Here is an 18,262-nt window from a genome sequence, read left to right as displayed (position 1 = left end):
GCTCAAATATTGCATAATCACAAGAATTAATTATTACAGGAGGCAAAATGAGTATTGCACTAACCGTGTTCATCAAAGCCCTCGTCGTGGTACCGGTGACTTTATTACCGATACTCAATCCGATTGCAGTAGCCCCTATCTTCTTGTCAATGACGGGTCCCATGGATCAAGTCATGGCAAACCGACTGGCAAAGCGTATCGCGTTCAATTGTTTTTTCTTACTCATGGGTGCCGTCTTTGTTGGCTCTTATGTACTCGACTTTTTCGGAATTTCTTTACCAATAGTCCGTGTCGCCGGTGGCATCGTGGTGGGTATGGCAGGTTGGAAATTATTGAACGATCAAGGGCAGGACAAATTAAGAACCTCAGTCGCCGCGTCTGCCGACAAATGGACCAAAGAAGAATTACGGAAGCACAGTTTTTTCCCGTTTAGCTTTCCACTTACCGTGGGACCAGGTGCCATTGCCACTTCAATCACTTTAGGTGCGCAGTTACCCGCTAAGCCAGTGGATTGGTTGATCACGGGTCTGGCGGCAACGATAGGCGTTTTATTGACCACCTTTGCAATTTATTTATCCTACCGCTTTGCTCGAAACTTGGAAAGTTTCTTGGGAGATGTTGGTGCTACGGTGTTAATGCGTTTATCCGCGTTTATCCTTTTATGCATAGGTATAGAAATTGGATGGACGGGTGTTGCAGAGTTACTTGAAGACTTGAAGTTAACTTAGTTTTCATTGGTTTTGAAATTAAACTGAAGCGGCCACAAAAAATGGCTGCATCCCATCAAAAGGATGCAGCCATTTTTATAGAGCGCATATAACGTCCAGCCATCTATAGCGTCAGAAGTCAAACTTATAGAGTACTGCTCTATTCTTCCTCAGTTTCTGGATCCGCATCTAACAACATCAATGCATGTTCGACAGAAGTCGATTCATCACCAATTTTGCTCTTCCATGCTTTCACAAAGTAGATGCGTTCAAATTCAGTGGGCGCTGCATGCCAGATCACCATGAGTGTGCCTTTGTGATCATGAATTTTTGCCAGTTTTGTAATGCATTGAGTATTACCATCCGCATCCGCCAAGGCGATGGCGTATCCATAGACACGATTTAATCGCTCTATACGATCTGGCTCGGTTTCACTATGAGTAGCAGAGATTTTGGCATGATCTAAAAACATAGACGACTCCCGACAGTAATGAATTGAAGAATTTCATTTTAGCTGATAGCCGGAGAATAAAGTCAATCTTCATCCAAACTTAGTTCAAACTCAGATGTCTTTGCAACTTTATTGCACTACCGATAGCCGAAGCAGCAATACTTACAACGTTCGATGTAAAAAGACTAGGTTTCACTTTCCGTTGGCAGCATATTTAGCTAAATTGGCTTAAAAAGGGCTAAGATACTGAGTGGACTATCTGCCATTTCTAACTTAGCTGGCTGCCCCACCCCACTTAGAGGATTTATGAACGACGCGTATCACATTGCTATCGAACGGATACTACCTCGCAGAATCAGCTATCGTTTAGCACTCAGTTATCTCTTGATTCTTTGCCTTTTCATTCTGGTTGTCATTAAAACCGTGGCTCAGGTGCAGCACGTCACTCAGCGTAGTCAACAATTCGCTAGAGAGGATTTGCAAAAACTGTTACAAGTTCAAAATTTGGCCTTAGATATCGAAGGCTCCACCAGCGCGTTGGTCTTGATTTTCAGCTCCACACAAGATAAGCGCAAGCCTGCATATGATGCGGTCGATGCCAAGAAAACACACATTGATGAATTAATCCAAGCCTTAACCAATGAATCCAAAGACGACGTTGAACTAGCCTGTCTAGAACGCGTTGCCAGTACCCATCAAGAATTTCGGCAGTCCTATCTGAATTTGTTTGATGAAATTGAACTCGATAATCCTGATGGTGCCAAGCGGGTATTTGAAGAACAAGTCGCTCCCGCGCGGCAGGCCTTTTTAACTGAAAGCGCCGCTTTGTTGGATTTGGAAAAACGCAACATCATGCAGCGTCAAGAAGAAGAAAAAAGAGATCTTGAACAGCTCAAATTGCAAGTGATTGCTATTTCGGTCATCGCTGTATTGTGTGGCTTAGGACTGGCATTTATCACCCAAAGCAGCGTCGTGCGTCCACTCAATGATCTTGAGAAAAGCGCCCTACAAATCGCAACGGGAAATTACGACAGTAAAGTACCACTGACCCGCGCCACCGAAATTGCGCAAGTAGGAATTGCCCTCAACACCATGTCCGATGCGATTGCCACCCGCGAAGCCGAAATCGAACAGCTCGCGTACTACGATCAACTAAGCCACTTACCGAACCGCACGCTACTCTTAAAAGATTTTTCGCAGAGTGATCTCTCCAACAAAGCCATGATTTTAATGGATGTGGCGCGTCTAAAAATCGTCAACGAAACTTTAGGCTTTGGCGTCGGTGATAGCGTCATCGTCGAAACCAGCGCTCGTCTGCAGGCGGCGCTGCGTGACTACCCCGATGGTAGCAGTTATCTGGCAAAATTTTCGGGTGGACAGTTTGCCTTACTTTGTTCGACCACAGGAACGCAAACTATTACCGAATTAGTCGTTCAACTCATCAGCCATTTTAATCATCACTTAAGCACACCTATTATTTGCACCAGCCATAGCGTCGATGTCAACATGGTGTACGGTATCGCCTTATCCAATGCTGAAACACCCAATCTCAACAGTTTGATACGTAATGCTGAAATTGCTTTATATGCGGCAAAAGCCAATACGCAAATCAGCGCTTGGTACTCCGACGCTCAAGAAGCCTCGCGCTTAAGTCATCTCAGTCTGTTATCCGATTTGCGCTCGGCCTTGCTTAATCATGAGTTACAAATGTGGCTACAGCCAAAAGTACGATTAAGCGATATGCACTGCTATGGCTTTGAAGCACTAGTGCGCTGGCAACATCCACAGCGTGGTTTCATCTCACCGATAGAATTTGTCCCATTTGCTGAACGTACTGGCTATATCAGTCATGTCACGGAGTGGATGCTTAATCAAGCCGTGCAAACTTTGGCAAGCTGGCAGGAGACTTATCCTCAGCTCAGTATCGCAGTCAATGTCAGTACTAACGATTTGCGTGATCAACATTTCCCTGACAGAGTCAGCAAACTTTTACAACAACATCAAATTCATCCAAGCCGCTTGAAACTGGAACTTACAGAGAGTGGCATTATGGAGGATCCCGGCAGCGCCATTCCCTTGTTACGCTCCCTGCGCGATACCGGCATTGGTCTGTCTATTGATGACTTTGGTACGGGTCATTCATCACTCGCTTACTTGCAACAATTACCTGTCACAGAACTAAAAATCGATCGCAGCTTCGTGATCAATATTGATCAGTTATCGTCCACCCAGCGTCTGGTCAAAACCATTATAGAAATGGGACATGGCCTAAATTTACATGTGATCGCAGAAGGCATAGAAACGCAGGCTGAGCGCGACACTTTGATTGACCTAGGTTGCGATGCCATGCAAGGCTATTTCGCTAGCAAACCTCTATATGGCCCTGCATTACAGAAGTGGCTGGAAACTTCCAAGCAAGTCTGAACGCTTCACTATTTTGCAATCGCTTATAATGACGCCTTCTGCAAGGGCTTAGCCTTGAGCCGTTTTGCAATATGACTAGCTATAATTTAAAGCTTCATTTAGAAAATTATATATGATCGTTTTAGGAATCGAATCCTCTTGTGATGAAACCGGCGTCGCGCTTTATGATACTGAGCGCGGTTTGCTTTCGCATGCCCTGCACTCTCAAATAGCCATGCATCAAGAATATGGTGGCGTAGTACCCGAGTTGGCATCGCGCGATCATGTACGGCGTGCACTACCACTGCTGAGTGAAGCACTAGGCAAAGCTCAGATCGATAAAACCGCGATTGATGCGATCGCCTATACCCAAGGTCCGGGTTTAGCTGGCGCGCTCTTAGTTGGCGCCTCCGTTGCCTGCGGCTTAGGTTTAGCTCTGGACAAACCCATCATAGGCATACACCATCTGGAAGGTCATTTACTCTCGCCACTATTGGCAAGTCAACCACCTGAGTTCCCTTTCATCGCTTTGCTGGTCTCTGGTGGACATACACAATTAATGCGGGTTGATGGCGTAGGTCGTTATGAATTATTAGGCGAAACACTAGATGATGCGGCAGGTGAAGCATTCGATAAATCAGCAAAATTATTAGGGCTTGATTATCCTGGCGGTCCCGCGATTTCCAAGCTTGCTATGCAAGGCGACCCGGCGATACACCAATTCCCACGCCCTATGCTGCATTCCAAAGATTTGAATTTCAGCTTTTCCGGTTTAAAAACCGCGGTATTGACCGCCGTCAAAAAATATCCAGACGCATTAAATGGGAATGATAAAGCCAATGTTGCACGAGGCTTTGTCGATGCAATTATTGATGTTCTGGTCGCAAAATGCCTGACCGCGATGAAGCAGACTGGATTAAAACGCTTGGTGATCGCCGGCGGCGTCGGTGCAAATCAACAACTACGAACTGCGCTCAATGCCGCAGCAAACTCGTCCAATCCTAAGAAGCGTTTTCAAGTGTATTACCCTGAGTTAGAATTTTGCACGGATAATGGCGCGATGATCGCTTTCGCTGGCGCAATGCGCTTAAAAAATAATCCTGATTTGGCAACGAAAAATTATAGTTTCAATGTGCGACCACGCTGGCCTTTGAATGAATTGATAGCAGCGTAATCGTTCAAAAAAAAATAGGATGCTGCAAACAAAAAAGCCTCGTATCAAAAAATGATACGAGGCTTTTGTCTATTTCAGCAAGCAAGCTAAACTATTTTTTCTTACTACCAATACGACTCTCTTTACCACTCATCAAATTGGCTATATTTTGACCGTGACGATAAATCAGTAAGCCACTCATAATCGCAATCGCTAACAAATTCAAATCAGCACCAAACAAAAGTGCGTAATAAAACGGCGCAAACAAAGAAGCAATCAGCGCCGCTAAAGAAGAATAGCGGAAAGCATAAGCAATCACCAACCAGGTCACAAATGTGCCCAAACCTAACCAAACATTGACCGCCAACAAAATACCCAAGGCAGTCGCAACGCCTTTCCCCCCGACAAATTTAAAAAACACGGGCCAAAGATGCCCAAGAAATACCGCCAAAATAATTGCGGCTATCGTGCCAGTACCCAGTTGAAACTTATCTTGAAAAAACAACGCTAACCATACCGCCAGCCAACCTTTAAAACCATCACCCAGTAAAGTAAAAGCTGCAGCCGCTTTATTCCCACTACGCAAAACATTTGTCGCACCCGGATTTTTAGAGCCATAGGTACGCGGGTCTGACAAACCGAACAAACGGCTCACGACCACAGCAAACGACACCGAACCAATTAAATACGCGGCCAAAACTGCACCAACAGCAATCAAAGCATCCATCCTCATCCGTCCTTTTTCATTTATTTTTAAAATTATTTTTTTATTTCCCAGCAATAAAGCATCTGCAGCACTTGAAATTGACAGGAACTAAAGCACGCTACTATAAAGCACAATGTACTGCTTTCGCCATCAAAATATCCAACAGTAGCGCTGGTGCAATGCCGATCAAATACCCGCGCCGACCACCGTTCAAATAAATCTTCTCTAATTCCAACACACTCGATTCTACGTAGACAGGCATAGCTTTTTTAGTTCCAAACGGGGAAGTCCCACCTATCATATAACCCGAATGCCGCTGCGCGACTTCAGGCTTGCACGGTTCTACTGATTTACAGCCTATCTGCCGCGCCAGGTTCTTGGTCGAAACCGTTTTATCACCGTGCATCAACACCACCAAAGGTTTCGCATGTTCGTCTTGCATAATCAAAGTCTTTACGACCGAATGTTCTTCCACGCCCAACTCACGCGCCGACACGGCGGTGCCGCCATGCTCTTCATAAGCGTAAGGATGCTCAGTAAATACAGCCTCTCTCTTACGCAGCAATTGCGTCGCTGGGGTCTCTGATACGTGTTCTTTTTTTGCCAAGGTAATCTCTCTGATTCTCAAAAATAATCAATTGTAAGACTATATTTACCCGCGCGGGTGATGCTGCGCATGCAATTGTTTCAAACGTTCACGCGCCACGTGGGTGTAGATTTGAGTGGTTGAGATATCTGCATGTCCCAGCAACAATTGCACCACGCGCAAATCTGCGCCGTGATTTAAAAGATGAGTGGCAAAGGCATGCCGTAAAGTATGCGGTGACAGTGGTGAAGTAATGCCTGCGGTGGCCGCACATTTTTTAATGACGACCCAAAACATTTGCCTTGTCATTGCGCCACCGCGAGCGGTGACGAATAAAGCATCATCTATCTGCCCGTTCAAAATCGCTGGCCTGCCTTCATTTAAGTAGCGTTGCAGCCACATGCGAGCGACTTCGCCGAAGGGTACTAAACGTGTTTTACTGCCCTTGCCTGTTACCCTCAAGACGCCATCATTCAGGCTGACTTCAAAGGATTTGAGTGAGACCAATTCCGTCACGCGCAAGCCACAGGCATAGAGCAGCTCTAACATGGTGCGGTCACGCAAACCCAAAGGAGTTTGATCATCGGGAGCTTGCAACAAGGACTCGACTTGTTTTTCGCTCAGTGTTTTAGGGAGGCGATCGGCCTGCTTTGCAGATTTGAGTTTGGTACAAGGATTGACCGCAATCTGATTTTGACGAAAGGCTTGTTGGTAATAGCGCTTCAGCACCGTCATACGGCGGTTAGCCGAGGTGGCTTTTGAACTGCTATGCTTAGCCGCCACATAAGAAAAGATATCGACCTCGCTCACTTGCAGTAGATGCTTTTGAGTCGTACTGTGCAGCCACTCGGCAAACAAGCGTAAATCGCGCCGATAGGCGTCTAGCGAGTTTTTAGCTAAGCCATCCTCCAACCACAAACTATCGCAGAACTGATCTATCTGCGCCTGGACTTGTGCCGGTAACTCTATTAATGACGTTGTCGGAGCGTTGGCCTTTCTTTTTGCATTCACGCCTGAGCCATCCGAGCGCTTGACTGTCTTCTTTGATGCTGCCTTTACCACATAGACTCCTGCTGTTGGGTAGATTCCAACTTACTATACTCTGGCACACGTTCCAAGCGTAATAAATAACGCTTAATGCCCAAATGAAAACCAGTCTCATCATCGTGATGCGCAAAGCCACCCAAACCAACGGATGCAGTAACACGATGACAGGGGATGACTAAAGGGAACCAATTGGCGCCGCAAGCCTGCCCTACCGCACGTGGTGCTGATTGTATGTACTTGGCAATTTGCCCATAGGTTCTGACCTCACCACGAGGAATGCTAGAAATCGCTTGCCAAACTTTTTGTTGGAATGGCGTCCCTATTGCTTTTAAGGGCAAGCGAAACGGAAAATCAGGATCAGTGAAATAGTGTTCGATTTGCTGTGCAGCCAATTCGGCCGCAGCATCAATAGGCGCTTTTTCTTGGAAACGCGGTGGTAAATAAACCAATTCGCTAATTTGTGTTGATTCACCGTCTTGCTCCGAATTTCGCTCAGTCCGCACACCAACATAACCAAACGGCACTGGCACGATAGCAGCAAAGATTGCAGACTCTAGTTTTGATTCTGGGGTTGCCATCACATGTCCATTTAAAATGATTTACGTGATTGTATCCGTGCAAGAAAAAAGGCGCACCCAATGGATGCGCCTTCTAAAATTTTTCACGTTCGGGCTGTTTAGTCTCATTGAACACGACTCAGCTTATCTTGAAACGCGAATCTCCCCCCCTTTTCAACTGCACTCTGAAGAGCGCTATTATTGCACTTCCGTATTTTGGACTTTTTAAAATCTGCTCAACATTACATCAGCAAAAATTTAAGGTGTACGAAATATAGCACGGCTTTTATGACAAGAAACTCGACATATCAATATATAAAAAGCTTTGTTGCATTTGTGCTTCTGCAGCAGAGAAAGATCGCAAAATTCAAAAAAAATGTGTTAGCCCCAAACGCGCTTTTTTAGATGCTTTAGGTGAATCTGTTCAATAGTCTAGCCGAATAGCGCCATCAATTTCCACAAGGAAATAAGAGTCATTCTCCTGAGAAATTTTAAACTTGCCCTACTTTAAAGTACCGAAAAAAATGCCGCGTCTCTTTACAAGTCGCGACATTTTTCGAATCTGAATTTTTGCTATCTACTCCCGTTTAGTTATAGATTAAATCCGGCAACCAAGTCGATATGATAGGAACATAAGTCACCAACAGCAAGAATCCTAACATCGTGAATAGCCAAGGCAAAACCGCAACGGTTAGTTCAGTAATACCCATTTTGGTGATACCTGATGCCACGTAAAGATTTAAGCCCACTGGTGGATGACACATACCGACTTCCATATTCACCACCATAATGATCCCAAAATGGACTGGATCGATACCTAACTTCATCGCAACTGGATACAAAATCGGTGCCATGATTAATACGATAGAGGATGGCTCCGTCACATTACCCGCCAGCAGCAAAAGTATATTTACCACCAGCAAGAAACTAATCATGCCGAAACCGCTATCAAGTATCCAACCTGCCATCACTTGCGGAATACTTTCACTCGTCATCAAGAATGAAAACAAAACAGCATTAGTAATGATGTACAACAGCATCGCAGACATTGCGGCTGAGTCTATCAACACCTTGGGTACCATTTTCAGACTCATGTCTTTGTAGACAAATACCGCGATGATAAAAGCGTAGACCGCTGCCACTGCCGCCGCTTCTGTCGGAGTGAACATACCGGAATAGATCCCGCCCATAACAATCACGATCAATGACAAGCCCCACGCGCTTTTCCTAAATGCGACAAGACGCTCAGTCCAGGTGGCTTTTTTCATGCGCGGATAGTTATGCTTGCGTGCTAAATACCAAGTCGTCAATCCCAAGAAGAACGCCAAGAGCAAACCTGGAATCACACCTGCCATAAACAATTTACCGACCGACGTATTTGTCGAGACCGAATACATCACCATCACGATGGAAGGTGGAATCAAAATACCCAAAGCACCGGATGTCGTGATCACACCAGCCCCAAATCCCTTGGGATAGCCCTGCTTGACCATCGCTGGCAGAATAATCGAACCTATCGCCACCACAGTCGCGGGCGAAGAACCAGAGACTGCCGCAAACAAGGCACACGCCAATACGCCCGCCAATGCCAAGCCGCCATGCCAATGCCCGACCATCGACACCGCAAAATTAATCATGCGGCGTGCAACCCCGCCATGGGTTAGAAAATTCCCTGCCAGAATAAAGAAAGGAATCGCCATGATTTCAAACTTCTCGATACCGGTGAACAGCTTTAAGGCCACTGACTCAATCGGTACCGAGGTCATGGTAAATAAGAAGGTCAATACGGTTAGACCGAGCGCAATTGAGATCGGCATCCCCGTCATCATCAACAGGAGTAACAGGGTAAAAATTATGAGTGCGTTCATGCTTTCACCTCATCTTCCAGGCCTTCGACGTGGGCGTGATCATGCTTGGGCAACTCACCCGTTTTAATGAAATTCCACGCCACTTGCAAAAACCGAAAAGACATTAAATACGAGCCCAGCGGAATCGCCAGATACACCCACCACATGGGTATCTCCATATCTGCGGAGGTTTGATCAGTCTGCGCCATGCCATAAACAAAATTCGCCCCCAGAGTCCCAATAATGCCGGTGAATAAAGCGCCCGCCCCCAAACTAATCAAAACAAACAACTTCTTGTTTTTTTCACTCAAGCGATTTACCAACACATCTACGCCGACATGAATACCAGAGCGAACGCCGTAAGCGGCGCCAAATTTTGCCATCCAGACGAATAAGTAAATCGTTAATTCTTGGGCCCAACTGGTGTTCAATTTAATTAGGGCATCCTGTACCACCGGGATATCAAAGCCCGATAAGTAGCGATGCAGTACCGCAACAAAAGTAATGATCGTCGCCATAGCCATCAAGAAGGCGATCAAATACTCTTCCAAGTGATCAAGCAATTTCATGCTAGCTCCCTGTAAGAAAAAATGAAGATGTGTTTTGCGGAGAAGATCAATCTGAATGTAGTTTCAGATTTACTGCATTCAGATTGATCGTTGAAGCGCGAGAGAGAATGACTTTATTTAAAACCCAAAGCCTGTGCTTCTTTGTTGACGCTTTGTATCAAGTCCTTACCGATACGACCTTCCATTTCGCGCTGCACTGGCACCAATACTTTCGTCCATTCAGCACGTTCTTTATCGGTCAAATTGTAGACCGTGGTTTTGCCTGATTTCTTTACCGCTTCTAAGGCGTTGTCATTTTCAATCTGTGCTATTGCGTTCGCGTATTGCGTAGCAGATTTCATCGCTGTATTTAATTCAGCACGAATATCGGCGGGCAGACCATCCCAGAATTTCTTATTCACGATGACGGCGTAGCCTAGGTAGCCATGATTCGTGACTGTTACATGTTTTTGTACTTCGTGCATTTTCTGTGTGTAGAGGTTGGACGGCGGATTTTCTGTTCCGTCCACCACGCCCGTCTGCAATGCCTGATAGACCTCGGAGAACGCCATTACTTGTGGATTTGCCCCCATTGCTCGCATCTGAGCATCTAATACTTTGGAAGATTGAATACGTAATTTCTTACCCTTCAAATCGCTTGGCACATGCATAGGAATATTTGATGACATGACTTTAAAACCATTGTCCCAAAATGCCAGTCCAGTGATTCCCTTAGGCTCTAATTTTGCCAGGAGACTAGCGCCAACGGGACCTTCCGTGACACGATGCAGAACGTCACGGTTTTGAAAAATATAAGGCAGATCGAAGACTTCAAATTCTTTCACCCCGAGTGGGCCAAATTTAGCCAAGGATGGTGCCAGCATTTGCACCGCACCAAGCTGCAATGCCTCCAGCTCTTCTTTATCTTTGTAAAGCGTACTATTAGGATAAAGCTCTACTTTGACTCTGCCTTTGGTCGCTTTTTCAGCTAACTCTTTAAAGCGCTCTGCTGCCTTGCCTTTAGGCGTGTCGTTCGCAACCACGTGGCTAAATTTGATAATGATAGGATTTTGTGCCAGCGCATTGCCACTCATGCCAAAAGCTAAAGTAGCAGTCGATATTGCGGCAAGGGCAGTCAGCAAACTGCGGCGCTTCGATTTGAGCGTGGATAGTTGAATTGGATGTGATTTCATTCTAGTCTCCTTTTTTTAAAATTGTACAAACATTATTAGCCTCTAAGTCTTAAATACACAACTGTGGTTAACCACAATGTCGCCTCAATTACACAAAATAATGACCGAGCACTTTAGATTCAGCACTTCAGCTACACTTTTGCCATGACCACCAAACCTGCCCCTACCCGCACCTTCCCTGTCGCACTGCCTTGGATGCTGCCCATATTGCTGGTACTGCTATTCCTAGCGGTGTTAATCTGGCTCCCGTGGCAAGCGCAACGGATGGAGGCCAATGAGCGACAAGAGCAATTGATCGCTGATACTCTGTGGGTAGAACAGGCGATCCAATTTCAGCTAAAACGCAATGAAGAAAGTCTGATGGCATTGAGTGAAGATTTTGTTCAAAACAAAATCAACCATCAGGCGCTGATAGAGCGCATGCGCTTGTACACCAATAATAATCACGAAATTCAAGATTTAATGTTGTGGGACAGCCAGAACAAATTAATCGCAGCAAATAGCGACAATACGCTCGATAACGCAGCCGGCTCGGCACAAGCAGAGAACCGTGAATTGATCCGGCAAGCTAACTTAGCCAGCGCCTTATTTACGCAGAAAATTCAAAAACCCTCATGCGTGAAGCAACCCCAAAATGCGGGTATTGTGCTATGCCGCTTTCCGCTTTTCCGCGACCAAGTTTATCTGGCGAGCATGACGGTCAGTTATCGCTTGCAAACCTTATTAAATGAAGCCGTGCCTTGGTGGTTTGCACAAGAACATGCCATCACGCTGTTAGATAGCGAAGAGAAAGTTTTAGCAAAACGCGCGGCGGGCGGCCCTGGGAAAAATATTTATACGCATAATCGGGCCTTGGAACTACCGCAACTCACACTGACCTTACACACCAATAGCACCAAGAGTGCACCTAAGCTGTTGGCCAATCTGCTAGTACTCTCTGTCGTTTTACTATCACTAGGCTTAGTTTGGAGTCTGATAGCTTTATGGCGCGATATTCATCGTCGCATGCAAGCTGAAGGCGCCTTACGCAAAGAAGCGGCGTTTCGTGCCGCTATGGAAAATTCACTCATCACGGGTCTAAGAGCACGCGATATGGAAGGACGGCTCACCTATGTCAATCCTTCTTTTTGCAAAATGATAGGTTTTCCAGCCGAAGACTTAGTCGGTAAATTGCCGCCTATGCCATATTGGGCGCCAGAAGAACGAGCTGAGTATGAAAACCGCTTTGCGCAAATCTTGACTGGTACGGTACAACCAGAAGGTTTCGAAATTATTTATCAACGCGCCAATGGCGAACGTTTTCCTGTCTTGATCTATGAATCACCACTAGTGGATGAACATGGCCAACAAACTGGTTGGATGAGCTCTATCCTCGACGTGTCTGAGCTAAAACGCGCGCAAGAATTGACTCGACAACAGGAAGAAAAACTCCATGCGAATGCCAGACTGGCGACCATGGGCGAAATGGCGTCTATGCTGGCGCATGAATTAAATCAACCCTTGGCGGCTATTTCTAGCTACACCACGGGTGCTTTGAATATTTTGCAGCAAGAAGAAGGCGACGCGCTCTCAACATCACAATCAACCCAATCAACGCAATCAACACAAACTTCGCCAAACACGATTCCAAAATCCGTGAGACAGTCTTTAAGCGAAGTCTTAGAAAAAGCTAAACAACAGGCGCAACGTGCAGCCCAAGTGATACGCAGCGTGCATGAGTTCGTCAAGAAGCGCGAAGCCAGCCGTGCGCTATTGAGCATCAATACCCTGCTACAAAGCGTCATGCCCTTGATCGAGCTGCAGGCGCACAATGCCCATATCCACGTGCATTATCAAATTGACCCAGACTTACCAGACGTGTTCGCCGATAAAGTTTTGATCGAACAAGTGCTGCTCAATCTGACACGCAATGCGATCGAAGCCATGCAAGAGGTCACCTACCCGCAGCGCCAATTGCAGATCCATGCTCATTTAAGCAAGGGCAATAATCCAAAATATCCACAATTGGTCTTAATTCAAGTAATGGATCAAGGTCACGGTATCGCCCCCGAGGTCGCTGAAAAACTATTCTCACCCTTCTTCTCAACCAAAGCAGACGGCATGGGCATGGGTTTAAGTATTTGCAGGACCGCAATAGAGTTTCATGGCGGTAGTTTAAAATATCGGGCGAATCCAGCAGGAGGGACGGTTTTTGAATTTACGATTCCCTGCGATATCAGTCATACCAAGAAATAGACTTTAATACTTTAGCGAGAGCGGGAGACACTATGCTACACATCGTCGACGATGAAGAAGTTTTGCGAGATGCTCTGCTTTGGTTAGCCAAGTCACGCAATATCGCCGCCAAAACCTACGCTAGCGGTGAGGCATTCCTAACGCATTTGGAGTCTGGCTGGCATTTCGCCCAAGAAGGAGACTGCCTACTACTCGACGTGCGTATGGCGGAACTCAGTGGTACTGCTTTGTTTGATATTCTCAGCGCTCGTCAATTGACTCAACGTTTGCCGGTTATTTTTCTAACCGGGCATGGTGACGTACCTATGGCAGTGGATAGTCTCAAACGCGGTGCTTTTGATTTTTTTGAAAAGCCCTTCAATGACAATGCCTTAATGGATCGCGTGCAAGAAGCCCTACAAATGTCCTTGCAAGCGGGTGCGGCCTTCGTCGTGCAAACCCGTCTAAACACCTTATCGCAAAGAGAGCGCGAAGTATTGGAGCTCATCTTACTTGGCAAGATGAACAAAAATATCGCCGATGAATTGGGCATCAGCATGCGCACCGTGGAAGTTCATCGCGCCAATATCTTCGATAAAATGCAAATTAAGTCCGCGGTTGAACTCGCAGGATTATTGAAATAAATTTACACCGCATGTTGCGCTAAAGCCCATTCAACATGCTCGCGTACCAAGGCTGAGGGATGCTCTAAACGAGCTTGTAAAGCGTTCACAATCGCATCGTCGGATTTCATGGATGCTGCCGCATTTCCCAATCCCACCGCCAAATTACGCAACCATTTTTCGTGACCAATACGCCGGATCGGGCTGCCTTCCATCTTGCGTAAAAACTCAGTCTCATTCCAGGCAAAGAGTTCCAGCATGCTGCGTGAATCCAAACCATGTCGCACGTCAAAGTCCTCGACTTGCGCGACTTGAGCAAATTTATTCCAAGGACAATACAACTGACAATCGTCACAACCATAGACGCGATTGCCAATCAAGGAGCGCAATTCAACGGGAATACTGCCATGCAACTCTATCGTCAAATAGGAAATACAGCGACGCGCGTCGAGCTTGTACGGCGCAACGATCGCCTGAGTTGGACAAACATCAATGCATGAACTGCACTGGCCACAATGGTCACTGGTAGGCGGATCCACAGGCAAAGGAATATCGACCAATATTTCCCCCAAAAAGAACAAGGACCCAGCTTCACGGGTTAATAATAAAGTATGTTTGCCGCGCCATCCCAAGCCAGCTTTTTCGGCTAACGCGACTTCCATCACGGGTGCTGAATCGGTGAATACACGATACCCAAATTCCCCCACGCGCTCAGCGATCGCCTCTGCTAGTTGCTGCAAACGTTGACGCAATACCTTGTGATAGTCACGACCGCGGGCATAAATTGAAATAACTGCCGCGTCAGCCGCATATGCCTTTTCACGTTCACGCCAATTCTCAGGCGTATCACGCGGCAAATAGTCCATGCGTGCTGTAATCACCCTAATCGTTCCCGGAACCAATTCATCAGGCTGATAGCGCTTGCTGCCATGCGTAGCCATATACGCCATCTCGCCATGAAAACCGGCGTCTATCCATTCTTGATAGGCAGGTGCCACACGCGATAAATCCACGTCACTAATTCTGACGTCAGCAAAGCCGATTTGCTGGCCGAGTTGCTTTATTTCCAAAGCAAGCTGGGCATAATCATGGATGGGAATGGTCATAAAATTTCTTTATTAAAAAAGCAGCAGACAAAAAAGAGAATAACTGAGTGCTTTAGGCTTTTTGCAATATATCGGTGGATTATGGTAAGGTTCGCGCTAAATATCGCACTAACTAGCAAATCGTTCATAGCCATAAAATTCAAACTAGTAAAACCTAGATTGATCGAGGTCATCACCAATGCAACATTATAAAACAAGCCTGCACGATGAAGCTGCCACGCAGGCCTTGGGTAAAAGTCTGGCGCTTTGTTTACAACCTGGCTTGGTCATTTTTTTACACGGTGATCTGGGAGCCGGCAAAACCGCCCTGACCCGCGCAATCCTACATTCAGCCGGACATCAGGGTAATGTTAAAAGTCCGACTTACACCTTGGCAGAACCTTACCAAATTCAAGTGCAAGGCAGTACGACTAAGTTTATGCATTTTGACTTATATCGTATGATCAGTGCTGATGAATTTATCGAAGCAGGTTTTCGTGACGAATTTAATGCTGAAACCATCTGCATCATAGAATGGCCGGAAAAAGCCGAAGGATTATTGCCGAGCGCCGATCTCGAGGTGTTTATTGATATTCTTGATGTTGGCCGTGAGGTAAAATTGCAAGCGAACTCCGAAAAAGGAAATGCATGCCTGACCCAGTTACACTTTGCACCCAATCTCTGATGTCCAAGCTAACTAAACAGTCTCTGTGCCCAACGAATACGACGCCTACGTCTGGCAAAAGCCGCCGTACGTTTTTAAAGGCAGGTAGCACTTTATTGCTCTCAGTGTTTGCCCCGATGTCTGCGCACGCGATGCAGATTTTGGCCGTGCGCGTCTGGCCTGCCGCTGACTATACCCGCGTCACTCTAGAGAATGATGTCGAACTAAAAGCCACGCATTTTCTAGTCAAAGATCCGAATCGTCTGGTGGTTGAAATTGAAGGTTTAATCCTCAACGCCACACTCAAAGAGCTGGTCGCCAAGATACAAACGAACGATCCCTACATCAAACAGGTGCGAGTAGGACAAAATCGTCCGAACGTCGTGCGCTTGGTGTTTGATCTCAAGGCAGAGATCAATCCACAAGTATTTACACTCAAACCTGTTGGCGATTATCAGCATCGCTTAGTCTTTGACTTGTATCCGGCCAACCCTGTTGATCCGATTACTGCGCTGATAGAAAAAGGCGAATGGCACAAAGAAGATGCGCCAGCTACAGCAACGTCTAACGCGACTATTCCCAAAGCAGAAAAGCCGTTGGTCGCAGAAGCTAAAGAAGTCAAGGATCACAAAGACACAAAAGAGGTCAAAGACAGCAAGGACATCAAAGAAACAAGTCCTGCCAATTCACAAATACGCATGATCACCATCGCTCTTGACCCTGGTCATGGTGGCGAAGATCCCGGTGCTTTAGGTCGCGCTGGTAGTCGTGAAAAAGATGTGGTCTTGGCGATTGCCAAACGTCTCAAAGCGAAACTAGAACAAGTCCCGAATATGCGCGTCATGCTCACCCGCGATGGCGACTATTTTGTACCACTGAACACCCGCGTCAGCAAAGCCCGTGGCGTACAAGCTGATCTATTCGTCTCGATTCATGCTGATGCTTTTATAGAGCCGACCGCACGGGGTTCCTCGGTCTTTGTTTTATCTGAAAAAGGCGCGACCTCCACTGCTGCGCGTTGGTTGGCCAAGAAAGAAAACGACGCGGATTTAATTGGCGGTATCAATATCAAATCGCAAGACCGTCATCTGGCAGGTGTCTTACTAGACCTGTCTACCACAGCCCAGATCAACGATAGTATGAAACTGGGGAAAGTCGTTCTTAAAGAAATTGCCGGCGTCAATCGCCTACACAAACCGTCCGTCGAACAAGCTGGCTTTGCTGTACTAAAAGCACCGGATATCCCTAGCATCTTGATCGAATCCGCCTTCATTTCTAATCCAGAAGAAGAAGCGCGCCTGACGGATGACGGTTATCAGGATGAATTAGCGGAGGCGATTGTGAAAGGGATTAAAAAGTATTTTGCCAAGAACCCACCGATGGCGCGTGGCAAGATTGCTTAGAATGTCGTAGGGCGGTGAAATCCCATAAGCGCTAGCCTTAATCAAAAAAATCCTTAAGCATCATAGATATTAGATCCCCGCCCCTTCAAGGGGCGGGTTAGGGTGGGGATGGGTTTAATTTGAGTGAGAAATATCGTTACTAGATTAAAACCCATCCCCATCCCGACCTTCCCCTTGAAGGGGAAGGAGAAAAGCAAGTTTTTAAATGACTGGCGGCGCGGGTTTCACCCGACCTACAACTTCATCGAATAATTATTCTCAAAACGCAGGCACCACCGCACCTTTATAACGCTCTTGTATGAACTTCTTCACTTCAGGCGAGTTCAAGGCTGCGGCGAGTTTTTTAAACGCAGGACTATTTTTATTGTCCTCACGTGCAACCAAAAGATTGGCATAAGGCGAATTCGCATCTTCGATAAACAAAGAATCTTTTAAAGGATTCAATTTCGCCTCTATCGCATAGTTGGTATTAATCAAAGCCAGATCAACCTGCCCCAAGATTCGTGACAAAGTCGCCGCTTCTAATTCTTTAAATTTCAAATTCTTAGGATTCTCGACGATATCCTTCTTCGTCGCTGAAATGTTATTGATGTCTTTGAGCTTCAATAAGCCCTGCTTCGCCAATAATATGAGCGCGCGTCCAGAATTAGCCGGATCGTTAGGAATCGCAATCGTTGCACCATTCGGTAAATCGCTGAGCTTTTTGTATTTTATCGAATAACCAGCGAACGGCTCCACATGCACTTTAACTAGAGGCACTTGCAAGTCATTCTTGTGACTTTTCTTAAATTCATTCAAATACGGTTGCGTCAGGTAGTAATTGCCATCCAGATGTTTTTCATTCACTTGTACAGCCGGTTGTATATAGTCAGTGAATACTTTGATTTTCAAGGTCACACCTTGTTTGGCCAATTGCGGTTTCACAAATTCCAAGATCTCCGCATGGGGAACCGGATTTGCCGCAATCGTAATGCTGTCTTGTGCATAAGCGACGCCACTCAACAACAAAATGCCGGCTCCGGCTACGGACAAAAGCTGACGTTTATTCTGACTAAAATTGATTCGTATAGCTTTG

At 46.2% G+C, this 18,262-nt stretch carries 17 protein-coding genes; 7 read left to right on the top strand and 10 right to left on the bottom strand.

Translation table 11 applies throughout. The features are described from left to right. The first annotated feature begins 47 nt into the window (after positions 1 to 47). Positions 48 to 728: a MarC family protein gene (locus tag ACO0KZ_RS07355; RefSeq protein ID WP_422994272.1), complete on the top strand. Its 681-nt coding sequence runs from the start codon at positions 48 to 50 to the stop codon at positions 726 to 728. A gap of 139 nt (positions 729 to 867) precedes the next feature. Here ACO0KZ_RS07355 and ACO0KZ_RS07350 read toward each other — a convergent pair whose 3' ends face one another. Beyond that, positions 868 to 1,179 carry a hypothetical protein gene (locus tag ACO0KZ_RS07350; protein ID WP_422994270.1) on the bottom strand — a complete coding sequence of 104 codons (312 nt, stop codon included), beginning with the start codon at positions 1,177 to 1,179 and terminating at the stop codon, positions 868 to 870. Positions 1,180 to 1,464: 285 nt separating this feature from the next. Here ACO0KZ_RS07350 and ACO0KZ_RS07345 point away from each other — a divergent pair, with 285 nt between their 5' ends. Next, entirely contained in the window at positions 1,465 to 3,582 is a 2,118-nt protein-coding gene (locus ACO0KZ_RS07345) for an EAL domain-containing protein (protein ID WP_422994268.1), read from the top strand. A 112-nt stretch (positions 3,583 to 3,694) separates the two neighbouring features. Beyond that, positions 3,695 to 4,735 (top strand): tRNA (adenosine(37)-N6)-threonylcarbamoyltransferase complex transferase subunit TsaD, encoded by a 1,041-nt coding sequence (gene tsaD, locus ACO0KZ_RS07340; protein ID WP_422994266.1) that lies wholly within the window; start codon positions 3,695 to 3,697, stop codon positions 4,733 to 4,735. Positions 4,736 to 4,826: 91 nt separating this feature from the next. Here the strand turns inward: tsaD and plsY are convergent, their stop codons facing one another. The 7 genes from plsY to ACO0KZ_RS07305 all read right to left on the bottom strand — a co-directional run bounded on the left by plsY (position 4,827) and on the right by ACO0KZ_RS07305 (position 11,099). Further along, positions 4,827 to 5,441, bottom strand: a complete 615-nt coding sequence (gene plsY, locus ACO0KZ_RS07335; RefSeq protein WP_422994264.1) for a glycerol-3-phosphate 1-O-acyltransferase PlsY — start codon at positions 5,439 to 5,441, stop codon at positions 4,827 to 4,829. A 100-nt stretch (positions 5,442 to 5,541) separates the two neighbouring features. After that, positions 5,542 to 6,027, bottom strand: a complete 486-nt coding sequence (gene ybaK / locus ACO0KZ_RS07330) for a Cys-tRNA(Pro) deacylase (RefSeq protein ID WP_422994262.1) — start codon at positions 6,025 to 6,027, stop codon at positions 5,542 to 5,544. Between the two features lie 45 nt (positions 6,028 to 6,072). Further along, the gene (xerD, locus tag ACO0KZ_RS07325; RefSeq protein ID WP_422994858.1) at positions 6,073 to 6,975 is read right to left on the bottom strand and encodes a site-specific tyrosine recombinase XerD; all 903 of its coding nucleotides are present in this window, start codon (positions 6,973 to 6,975) and stop codon (positions 6,073 to 6,075) included. Positions 6,976 to 7,061: 86 nt separating this feature from the next. After that, positions 7,062 to 7,631: a methylated-DNA--[protein]-cysteine S-methyltransferase gene (locus ACO0KZ_RS07320; protein ID WP_422994260.1), complete on the bottom strand. Its 570-nt coding sequence runs from the start codon at positions 7,629 to 7,631 to the stop codon at positions 7,062 to 7,064. Between the two features lie 566 nt (positions 7,632 to 8,197). Then, the gene (locus ACO0KZ_RS07315; RefSeq protein ID WP_422994258.1) at positions 8,198 to 9,478 is read right to left on the bottom strand and encodes a TRAP transporter large permease; all 1,281 of its coding nucleotides are present in this window, start codon (positions 9,476 to 9,478) and stop codon (positions 8,198 to 8,200) included. Then, a complete protein-coding gene (locus tag ACO0KZ_RS07310) occupies positions 9,475 to 10,026 on the bottom strand; it encodes a TRAP transporter small permease (RefSeq protein ID WP_422994256.1) in 552 nt (183 codons plus the stop codon). The genes ACO0KZ_RS07315 and ACO0KZ_RS07310 overlap by 4 nt, the downstream gene beginning before the upstream one ends. Positions 10,027 to 10,139: 113 nt before the next feature. Continuing rightward, positions 10,140 to 11,099: a TRAP transporter substrate-binding protein gene (locus ACO0KZ_RS07305; protein WP_422994857.1), complete on the bottom strand. Its 960-nt coding sequence runs from the start codon at positions 11,097 to 11,099 to the stop codon at positions 10,140 to 10,142. Positions 11,100 to 11,342: 243 nt separating this feature from the next. Between ACO0KZ_RS07305 and ACO0KZ_RS07300 the strand changes: the two genes are divergently transcribed. Both ACO0KZ_RS07300 and ACO0KZ_RS07295 read left to right on the top strand, forming a co-directional pair. Then, on the top strand, positions 11,343 to 13,433 hold the full coding sequence (locus ACO0KZ_RS07300) for a two-component system sensor histidine kinase NtrB (protein ID WP_422994254.1): 2,091 nt from the start codon (positions 11,343 to 11,345) through the stop codon (positions 13,431 to 13,433). A gap of 32 nt (positions 13,434 to 13,465) precedes the next feature. Next, the gene (locus ACO0KZ_RS07295) at positions 13,466 to 14,056 is read left to right on the top strand and encodes a response regulator transcription factor (RefSeq protein ID WP_422994252.1); all 591 of its coding nucleotides are present in this window, start codon (positions 13,466 to 13,468) and stop codon (positions 14,054 to 14,056) included. A 2-nt stretch (positions 14,057 to 14,058) separates the two neighbouring features. On the opposite strand, the gene queG is transcribed toward ACO0KZ_RS07295, so the two are convergent. Then, complete coding sequence (gene queG, locus ACO0KZ_RS07290; protein ID WP_422994250.1) at positions 14,059 to 15,141, bottom strand: tRNA epoxyqueuosine(34) reductase QueG; 1,083 nt, start codon at positions 15,139 to 15,141, stop codon at positions 14,059 to 14,061. A gap of 178 nt (positions 15,142 to 15,319) precedes the next feature. Between queG and tsaE the strand changes: the two genes are divergently transcribed. Both tsaE and ACO0KZ_RS07280 read left to right on the top strand, forming a co-directional pair. Beyond that, complete coding sequence (gene tsaE / locus ACO0KZ_RS07285; protein WP_422994248.1) at positions 15,320 to 15,805, top strand: tRNA (adenosine(37)-N6)-threonylcarbamoyltransferase complex ATPase subunit type 1 TsaE; 486 nt, start codon at positions 15,320 to 15,322, stop codon at positions 15,803 to 15,805. Beyond that, positions 15,805 to 17,187, top strand: a complete 1,383-nt coding sequence (locus ACO0KZ_RS07280; protein ID WP_422994856.1) for an N-acetylmuramoyl-L-alanine amidase — start codon at positions 15,805 to 15,807, stop codon at positions 17,185 to 17,187. The genes tsaE and ACO0KZ_RS07280 overlap by 1 nt, the downstream gene beginning before the upstream one ends. 258 nt (positions 17,188 to 17,445) lie before the next feature. Here the strand turns inward: ACO0KZ_RS07280 and ACO0KZ_RS07275 are convergent, their stop codons facing one another. Then, positions 17,446 to 18,255: a MetQ/NlpA family ABC transporter substrate-binding protein gene (locus tag ACO0KZ_RS07275; RefSeq protein ID WP_422994855.1), complete on the bottom strand. Its 810-nt coding sequence runs from the start codon at positions 18,253 to 18,255 to the stop codon at positions 17,446 to 17,448. Positions 18,256 to 18,262 lie beyond the last annotated feature (7 nt).

Source organism: Undibacterium sp. Di24W (assembly GCF_049340325.1).
GTDB lineage: Bacteria > Pseudomonadota > Gammaproteobacteria > Burkholderiales > Burkholderiaceae_D > Undibacterium.
This window is presented reverse-complemented; position numbering and strand designations above follow the sequence as displayed.